At 69.9% G+C, this 7,983-nt stretch carries 9 protein-coding genes; 4 read left to right on the top strand and 5 right to left on the bottom strand.

Annotated elements, in window-relative coordinates:
* A partial coding sequence (locus VGT80_RS06180) for an N-acyl-D-amino-acid deacylase family protein (RefSeq protein WP_327453900.1) occupies window positions 1-1,646 on the bottom strand: 1,646 nt, incomplete at its 3' end.
* Between the two features lie 205 nt (window positions 1,647-1,851).
* On the opposite strand from VGT80_RS06180, the gene VGT80_RS06175 reads away from it, so the two are divergent.
* The 4 genes from VGT80_RS06175 to VGT80_RS06160 all read left to right on the top strand — a co-directional run bounded on the left by VGT80_RS06175 (window position 1,852) and on the right by VGT80_RS06160 (window position 4,773).
* Complete coding sequence (locus tag VGT80_RS06175; RefSeq protein WP_327453898.1) at window positions 1,852-1,983, top strand: hypothetical protein; 132 nt, start codon at window positions 1,852-1,854, stop codon at window positions 1,981-1,983.
* A gap of 154 nt (window positions 1,984-2,137) precedes the next feature.
* A complete protein-coding gene (locus VGT80_RS06170; RefSeq protein WP_327453896.1) occupies window positions 2,138-3,274 on the top strand; it encodes a DNA cytosine methyltransferase in 1,137 nt (378 codons plus the stop codon).
* Window positions 3,275-3,370: 96 nt separating this feature from the next.
* Window positions 3,371-4,360, top strand: a complete 990-nt coding sequence (gene cysK / locus VGT80_RS06165; protein ID WP_327453894.1) for a cysteine synthase A — start codon at window positions 3,371-3,373, stop codon at window positions 4,358-4,360.
* 44 nt (window positions 4,361-4,404) lie between these two features.
* Window positions 4,405-4,773, top strand: coding sequence for a DNA mismatch endonuclease Vsr (locus tag VGT80_RS06160; RefSeq protein ID WP_327453902.1), 369 nt, complete (start codon window positions 4,405-4,407; stop codon window positions 4,771-4,773).
* Here the strand turns inward: VGT80_RS06160 and VGT80_RS06155 are convergent.
* The 4 genes from VGT80_RS06155 to VGT80_RS06140 all read right to left on the bottom strand — a co-directional run.
* A complete protein-coding gene (locus tag VGT80_RS06155; RefSeq protein ID WP_327453892.1) occupies window positions 4,770-5,243 on the bottom strand; it encodes an OsmC family protein in 474 nt (157 codons plus the stop codon). The two genes, VGT80_RS06160 and VGT80_RS06155, sit on opposite strands and share 4 nt — an antisense overlap.
* Window positions 5,243-7,027 (bottom strand): acyl-CoA dehydrogenase C-terminal domain-containing protein, encoded by a 1,785-nt coding sequence (locus VGT80_RS06150; RefSeq protein ID WP_327453890.1) that lies wholly within the window; start codon window positions 7,025-7,027, stop codon window positions 5,243-5,245. Before VGT80_RS06150 ends, VGT80_RS06155 begins: the two co-directional genes overlap by 1 nt.
* An 88-nt stretch (window positions 7,028-7,115) precedes the next feature.
* Window positions 7,116-7,580, bottom strand: coding sequence for a MerR family DNA-binding transcriptional regulator (locus VGT80_RS06145; protein ID WP_327453888.1), 465 nt, complete (start codon window positions 7,578-7,580; stop codon window positions 7,116-7,118).
* Between the two features lie 109 nt (window positions 7,581-7,689).
* On the bottom strand, window positions 7,690-7,983 hold a 294-nt coding region (locus tag VGT80_RS06140; protein WP_327453886.1), incomplete at its 5' end, for a hypothetical protein.

The raw sequence follows: 7,983 nt of genomic DNA, 5'->3' as shown, positions 1-7,983 counted from the left end.
GTCGCGGTGTAGCCCTCGGCGCGCTGGATCAGCCGCCGGCCGCCGGTCGGCAGGTCGTAGGCCACCTGCGGCGCCTTCAGGGTGAGGCGGTCGTAGTCGATGACGTTAAGGTCGGCCCGATAGCCGGGCGAGAGCAGGCCCCGGTCGTAGAGCCCGACGGTCTCGGCGGTGTCGCGGCACTGGGCCTTGATCATCCGCTCCAGCGGGATCTTCGGCCCGCGGGTGCGGTCGCGGGTCCAATGGACGAGATTGGTGGTCGGAAAGGATCCGTCGCAGATCATGCCGACGTGGGCGCCGCCGTCGGAGAGGCCCGGCACAACGCAGTCGTGCTGCAGCATCTGATAGGCCGGATCGAGGGTGTTCTGCGCATAGTTCAAGAGCGGCAGGTAGAGCATGCCGCGGCCGTCGTTCTGCAGCATCTGGTCGAGCGCGACCTCGTATGGATCGACCCCACGCTCCGCGGCGATGGCGGCGACGGAATGGTCCGGCGTCGGCTCGTAGTCCGGATTGTCCTCGCCGATCGGATAGATGCGGTCCCAGGCCCGCATGGGCGACAGGCCAGGGGCGCGGGCGTTCTCCGCCTCCTCGCTGAGCAGCCGGGCGCGGAACTCGGGATCGCGCAGGGCGGCCACGCGCTCGACCAGCGGGAGCGCCTTGATCTCGCGATAGCTCGGGTGCGAGCTGAACGGGTTCACCGTCAGCTCCAGGCCGAACAGCACGCCCACCGGCCGCGTCGCCACCTGGGCGCGGATCTGCAGGCCGGCGGCCTTGGCCTGGCTCATCTGCTCCAGCATGAAGCGCCACTGCTCAGGGTCGCGCGGGCTCTGCAGCAGCGAGAAGGACAGCGGCCGGCCGGACCGCTCGACGATCCGCCGCAGCATGGCGAATTCCTCGGCCGGATCGTTGAAATCGGAGACCACCTGCAGCACGCCTCGGCCGGCCCCGTTGTTGGCGGCCGCCATGCCGAGCGCGATGCCGGTGAGCTCGTCCTCGCCGGCCGTCAGCGTGGCGATGGGCGAGCCATCGGAGGATCGGTGGTTCAGGGTGCGCGAGGTGCCGAAGCCGATGGCGCCGACCTCCATGGCCCGCTTGGCGATGGCGGCCATGGCGTGGATGTCGGCCTCCGTGGCGGGCTCCCGGTTCACGCCGCGCTCGCCCATCACATAGACGCGCAGCGCCGCATGCGGCAGCTGGCTGCCGATGTCGACGTCGAAGGATCGGCTCGCCAGGCCGTCGAGGTAGTCGGGATAGCTCTCCCAGTTCCACGGCAGGCCCTCGGCCAGCACCGGGAAGGGGATGTCCTCGACGCCCTCCATCAGCTGGATCAGGCGGTCGTGGTCGCCCGGCTTGCAGGGCGCGAAGCCGACGCCGCAATTGCCCATGACCACGGTGGTGACGCCGTGCCAGGACGAGGGCTGCATGCGCCCGTCCCAGGTGGCCTGGCCGTCGTAGTGGGTGTGGATGTCGACGAAGCCCGGCGCGACGATCTTGCCCCTGGCGTCGATCTCGTGCGCGCCGGAGCCGCCGATCCTGCCGATGCCGGCGATGCGGCCATCCTTGATCGCCACATCCGCCTCGAAGGCGGCTGAGCCCGTCCCGTCGACGACGGTCCCGCCGCGGACCACCAGATCGTAGGCTCGTTCCATAGGTCGCCTCCCTCAGGCGCGTCTTCTTGGTTATCGGCGGTAATTAGCCGCCCGGACAGGCGCAGCGGTCAAGCGTGCTGTGTCGGAAACGCCCGCGTCCACTCGTCCTCGGGTCGGAAGTCACCAACGATTCAGCCTGTTTGTTCCGCCTCCGTTAAGGCCCGTGGCGGATTATGGGCGACGCGTAGACGGAGAGGGACCCGTTATGGCGCCGAAACTGTTCATAGCGGCCATCGCGGTCATCGCGATCGCCGTCGGGTTCATCCTACCTGGCCCGCACACCGACCAGGTCCAGGCCCGGTCGCAGATCCAGCTGCAGGAGGTCGGCGTCAGCTGATCTTGCGCAGGCGCCTTCACGCGCCTTTTGAGCCGCGCGCCTTCAGGCGAAGTGGGACCGGTTCGCCGACCGGAAGGCGCGCTAGCAACATTTGACGCACGGCCGAACGCAAAAGTGGGACCACTTTTGCTGGCCGTCGCTTACGCTTTGGGCCGTGAGTCGCGGCCCCTTCACCTTCTATGAGTTCTTCGCCGGCGGTGGCATGGCCCGGACGGGTCTCGGCGCGGGCTGGTCGTGCCTGTTCGCCAACGACTTCGATCCGGGCAAGGCGGCCACCTATCGCGCCAATTTCCCCGACGCCGGGGCGCATTTCCACGAGGGTGACGTCTTCGGGGCCGCGCCGGGCGACCTGCCGGGCCGCGCCGACCTCGCCTGGGCGTCGAGCCCTTGCCAGGACTTCAGCCTCGCGGGCGGCCGCGCCGGGCTGGCCGGCGGCAAGTCGCAGGCCTTCTACGGATTCTGGCGGCTGATCGAGGGCCTGGCCGCGGCGGGCCGTAGCCCGCGGGCGATCGTCATCGAGAACGTCAGCGGCCTGCTCACCTCGCACGGCGGCGCCGATTTCGCGGCGGTCGCCGAGGCGCTGGTGGCGCAGGGCTACCGGTTCGGGGCGCTGGAGATCGACGCAGCGGCGTTCCTGCCGCAGTCGCGGCCGCGGGTGTTCATCGTCGCCACCCGCGAGGCGCCATCGGCCGCGCTCATCGGCGACAGCCCCTGGCAGACCAAGGCGGTCAAGGCCGCGGCGGCGCGGCTGCCCGCGCAGCTCGCCCGGCATTGGATCGGATGGCGGCTGCCCGCCCCGCCGGCCCGCAACAACGACCTCGCCGCCCTGCTGGAGGACGACGCCGCGGTCGCCTGGCATCCGCCGGAGCGGACCGCGCGTTGGCTCGAGCTGATGTCGCCGCTGCACAGGGCGCGGCTCGACGCCTGTCGGGCGCGCGGGGAGCGGGCGGTCGGCGCGATCTTCCGGCGCATGCGGATCGAGGATGGCCGATCGGTGCAGCGGGCCGAGGTGCGGCTGGATGGCCTGGCCGGATGCCTGCGGACCCCGCGCGGCGGCTCCTCGCGGCAGGCGATCGTGGTCGTGGCCGAAGGCCAGGTCCGCACGCGGCTGCTGACGCCGCGGGAGGCCGCCCGGCTCATGGGCCTGCCGGAGAGCTACCGGCTGCCCGGGTCCGCCAGCGCGGCGCTGCAGGTGGCGGGCGACGGGGTGGCCGTGCCTGTCGTGCGCTGGCTGGCCGACCGGCTGCTCGAGCCGCTGCTGAGCCCCGCCGCCGTCATCGCGGCGGAATAGAAAAGCTGAAGCCGCCGCAAGGTCGCCGGGCTTCCAATCGCCACAGGAAGTCTTAGGTTCGCGGCCACACGGGCCGTTTTTCGCGAGAAGCCTTCCATGGACGCCACCCCCGACAAGGCCTACGACGCCGCGCGCTATCGCCGCGAGGGCCGGGGCAAGATCTTCGATTCCGTGCTGGACCTGGTGGGCGATACGCCGCTGGTGCGGCTGCCGCGGCTGATGGCGGCGCTGAAGCCCAAGGGCGAGGTGGTCGCCAAGCTGGAGTTCTTCAACCCGCTCGCCTCGGTCAAGGACCGTATCGGCGTGGCCATGGTCGAGTACCTGGAAGCCCAGGGCCTCTTGAAGCCGGGCGGGGTGATCGTCGAGCCGACCAGCGGCAACACCGGCATTGCGCTGGCCTTCGTGGCCGCCGCCAAGGGCTACAAGATCATCCTGGTCATGCCGGAGAGCATGTCGCTGGAGCGGCGCAAGATGCTGCTGCTGCTGGGCGCCAAGCTGGAGCTGACGCCGCCCGAGCGCGGCATGGCCGGCGCCGTCGCCCGCGCCAAGGAGATCGTCGACGCCACGCCGGGGGCGGTGATGCCGCAGCAGTTCGACAACCAGGCCAACCCGCTGATCCATCGGGTCTCGACGGCCGAGGAGATCTGGAACGACACCGAAGGCCGCGTCGATGCGGTGATCTCGGGGGTGGGCACCGGCGGCACCATCACCGGCGTCGGCCAGGTCTTGAAGGCCCGCAAGCCCTCGGTGCGGATGATCGCGGTGGAGCCGACCGCCTCGCCGGTGCTCTCCGGCGGCCAGCCGGGGCCGCACAAGATCCAGGGCATCGGCGCCGGCTTCGTGCCCTCGATCCTCGACCGCGGGATCATCGACGAGGTGGTGCAGGTCTCCAACGACGACAGCTTCACCATGGCCCGCCGCGTAGCGCGCGAAGAGGGCATCCCGGTTGGCATTTCCTCCGGCGCGGCGCTGGTGGCGGCCTTCGACGTGGCCTCGCGCGACGAGATGGCCGGCAAGCTGATCGTCGCCATCATCCCGAGCTTCGCCGAACGCTACGTCTCGACGGCCCTGTTCGAAGGGCTGTGACGAAGACCACCGACGTCTATTCGGCGGCGAAGCGCTCGGCGGTGATGCGCCGGGTGAAGGGCAAGGACACCTCGCCGGAGCGGATCGTGCGCAAGGCGCTGACGGCGCTGGGCGCGCGCTATCGGCTGCACCGCAAGGACCTGCCGGGCCATCCGGACATCGTGATGCCGGGGCGCAGGCTCGTGCTGTTCGTGCACGGCTGCTTCTGGCACGGCCACGACTGCGCGCGCGGCGCGCGGACGCCCAAGGCCAACCGCGACTACTGGGTCGCAAAGATCGCCCGCAATCGCGCCCGCGACGAGAGGAGCGACGCAGCGCTCGCAGCGCTCGGCTGGCGGGTCGAGACGATCTGGGAGTGCGAGCTGAAGGACGCCGCGGCGCTGCGGCGGCGGCTCGCCGGCCTGCTCGGCTAGATCGGCTCCTTCTCCTCCACCACGACCTGCGTCTTCACCGAGTTGGCGATGAAGCACTCCTCGTGGGCCAGGTGGTGCAGCCGGGCGCGCTGGTCGGCCGTGGGGCGCTCGCCGGCGTAGGCGATCTCGGGGCGCAGCGTCACCTTGGTGACCGCCATGCGATCGCCGTCGATCTTCTCCATCAGGCCCTCGGCGTCGTCGCGGTAGCGGGTGACCACCAAGCCGGCCTCGCGCGCCTTATGCAGGAAGGTCAGCATGTGGCACTGCGAGAGCGAGGCCACGAGCATTTCCTCGGGATCGACGGAATCGGGCGCGGCCCATTTGTTGCCGACCACCTGGGCCGAGGCGGTGCCCGGCACCTTCACCCCGGAGCCGAAGCCCACCGTATGGCCGCGGCCATAGCGGCCCTTGAGGAAGTCCTCGCCGGATTCGGCCAGGCTCCAGTCGCAGGTGGCGCGGTAGCGGGCCATCAGAAGGCCTCGGCCGGCAGGGCCATCATCAGCTCGGCGCCGGTCTTCAGCTTGGCGAGGTGCGAGGAGGTCTCCGGCAGGACGCGCTGCATGTAGTAGCGCCCGACGGCGAGCTTCTCGGCGTAGATCGGATCGGTCTCGCCGGCGGCGATCTTGGCCTGGGCCGTCTGGGCCATCAGGGCCCACATGTAGGCGAGCGCCGTCAGGCCGAAGAGATGCAGGTAGTCGGTGGAGGCCGCCCCGGCGTTGTCGGGATTGGCCAGGCCGTTCTGCATCAGCCACAGGGTGGCCTCCTGCAGCTCGGCCTTGGCCGCAGCCAGCGGCGCGGTGAAGGGCTTCATCTCCTCGGCCGCGGCGGCCTCGATGAAGGCGTCGACCTCGGCGAAGAAGCTCATCACGCCGCGGCCGCCGTCGGCGGCCAGCTTGCGGCCCACCAGGTCCAGCGCCTGGATGCCGTTGGTCCCCTCGTAGATCAGCGCGATGCGCACGTCGCGCAGGTACTGGCTCACGGGGAAATGTTCAGTATAGCCGGCGCCCCCGTGCGCCTGCATGGCGTCGGAGCAGACCTGGAAGCCCTTGTCGGTGAGGAAGCCCTTCAGCACCGGGGTCATCAGGGCCATGTAGTCGCGGCCCTTCTGCTGGACGGCCTCGTCGGGGCTGGCGTGGGCCAGGTCGCCGTGCAGGGCGGTCCAGAACAGGAAGGCGCGGCCGCCCTCGATGATGGCGCGGGCATCCATCAGCATGCGGCGGATGTCGGGGTGGACGATGATCGGGTCGGCCGGGCCGTCGGGGTTCTTCGGACCGGTCAGAGAACGCCCCTGCAGGCGGTCCTTGGCGAAGGCGGCGGCGGCCTGGTAGGCGGCCTCGGCCTGGGCCAGGCCCTGCATGCCGACGCCCAGGCGGGCCTCGTTCATCATCACGAACATGATCGACAGGCCGCGGTTCTCCTCGCCGATCAGCCAGCCGGTCGCCTCCTCGTGGCTGATCACGCAGGTGGCGTTGCCGTGGATGCCCATCTTCTCTTCCAGGCCCAGGCACTTCACCGAATTGCGCTCGCCGGGATTGCCGTCCGCATCGGGGATGAACTTCGGCACGATGAACAGGCTGATGCCGCGCGTGCCGGCCGGCGCGCCTTCGATGCGGGCCAGGACCAGGTGGACGATGTTGTCGGTGAGGTCCTGCTCGCCGCCGGAGATCCAGATCTTCTGGCCGGAGATCTTGTAGCTCCCGTCGCCTTGCGGGACCGCCTTGGTGCGCAGCAGGCCCAGGTCGGTGCCGCAGTGCGGCTCGGTGAGGTTCATGGTGCCGCCCCACTCGAAGGACGCGAGCTTCGGCAGATAGAGGTCCTTCTGCGCCTGGGAGCCGCCGGCCAGGATCGCCGAATAGGCGCCGTGGGTCAGGCCCGGGTACATGGAAAACGCCATGTTGGCCGCCGAGCTCATCTCCGAGAAGGCGAGGTTGACCACGTGCGGCAGACCCTGGCCGCCGTAGGCCTGTTCCGACCCGAGGCCCGGCCAGCCGCCCTCGACCAGCTGCTTGTAGGCCTCCTTGAAGCCCTTGGGGGTGGTGACCGTGAAGTCCGGGCTCCAGTGGCAGCCTTCCTTGTCGCCGACGCTGTTGAGCGGGGCCAGCACCTCGCCGGTGAATCGGGCCGCCTCCTCGAGGATCTGCTCGACCACGTCGATGGAGGCGTCGGCGAAGGCCGGCAGGTTGGCGTAGCGCTCGAGCTGCAGCAGGTCCTTCAGGACAAAGGTGTAGTCGCGGACGGGGGGCTGGTAGGTCATGGGCGCTCCGCAGGCGTGCGGGGTCGTCAAGTCAGCCGCCCCGCCCGGCGCGTCAATCTAACCTTGAATCGGGCGGTCTCGTCCGCCGCTAATGTTCGGCGCCGTCGAGCTGGCGGCGCAGCACCTGGTCGTAGTCGGCGGCGCGCGGCAGCAGGTCGGGCCGGGTGGCCAGCCGCGCCTCCATGGCCTGGCAGCCGAGCTTGAGCTGCTCGATCTGCTCGTCGATGTCGATCTTCTGGCGCTCCAGGGCGACGATGCGCTCGCGGAACTTGCGCAGGGACTTGGCCGCCTGCTGGGCGCCGCCGTCGTCCACCTCGTAGAGGTCGAGGATCTCGCCGATCTCGGCCAGCGACAGGCCGACGCGCTTGCCCTGCAGGATCAGCTGCAGGCGGGCGCGGTCCTTGTAGTTGTAGACCCGGTTGAGGCCCTCGCGGGCGGGCGACAGCAGGCCCTTGTCCTCATAGAAGCGCAGCGCCCGGGGCGTGCACTTGAACTCCAGGCAGAGCTGCCGGATCGAATAGCTGCGATGCGGCCGGCGCAGATCAGCGACCATGCGTTCCCCTCCGAAGGACGTTGCCTTACGGCGTCAAGCTAAGAACCCGCTTGCCGTTTACGTCAAGGTCAGGACGCGGCGTCAGCCGGAAAATGTGATCGCCGTTCAGTTAGCCGGAAGAGCGCCAGGGATCGCCACTTCCCCCTCCGTCATCCCCGGGCTTGTCCCGGCCATGACGGTCGGAAATAGGGGGCGGAACATCTAGCCCGATGGCCGCGCAGATGCGGGCGATCTGGGCCTCGACGGGTTCGGCGAGGAAAGCTTCGACGTCGAGGACCTCGATTTCGAGGCGGTCTTCGAGTTCGGCCTTGAGCGTGTCGCCCTGGCCCTCGCCCTCGGCCTCGGTCCAGATGAGCCGCTGAACGGCGGCGGAGAGCTTGTTCTGGTGGGCCGCGACGCGGGC

This window comes from Phenylobacterium sp. (genome assembly GCF_035944335.1).
Classification (GTDB): domain Bacteria; phylum Pseudomonadota; class Alphaproteobacteria; order Caulobacterales; family Caulobacteraceae; genus Phenylobacterium.
The sequence above is the reverse complement of the archived record's forward strand: the minus strand, read 5'-3'. Positions and strand labels throughout refer to the sequence as shown.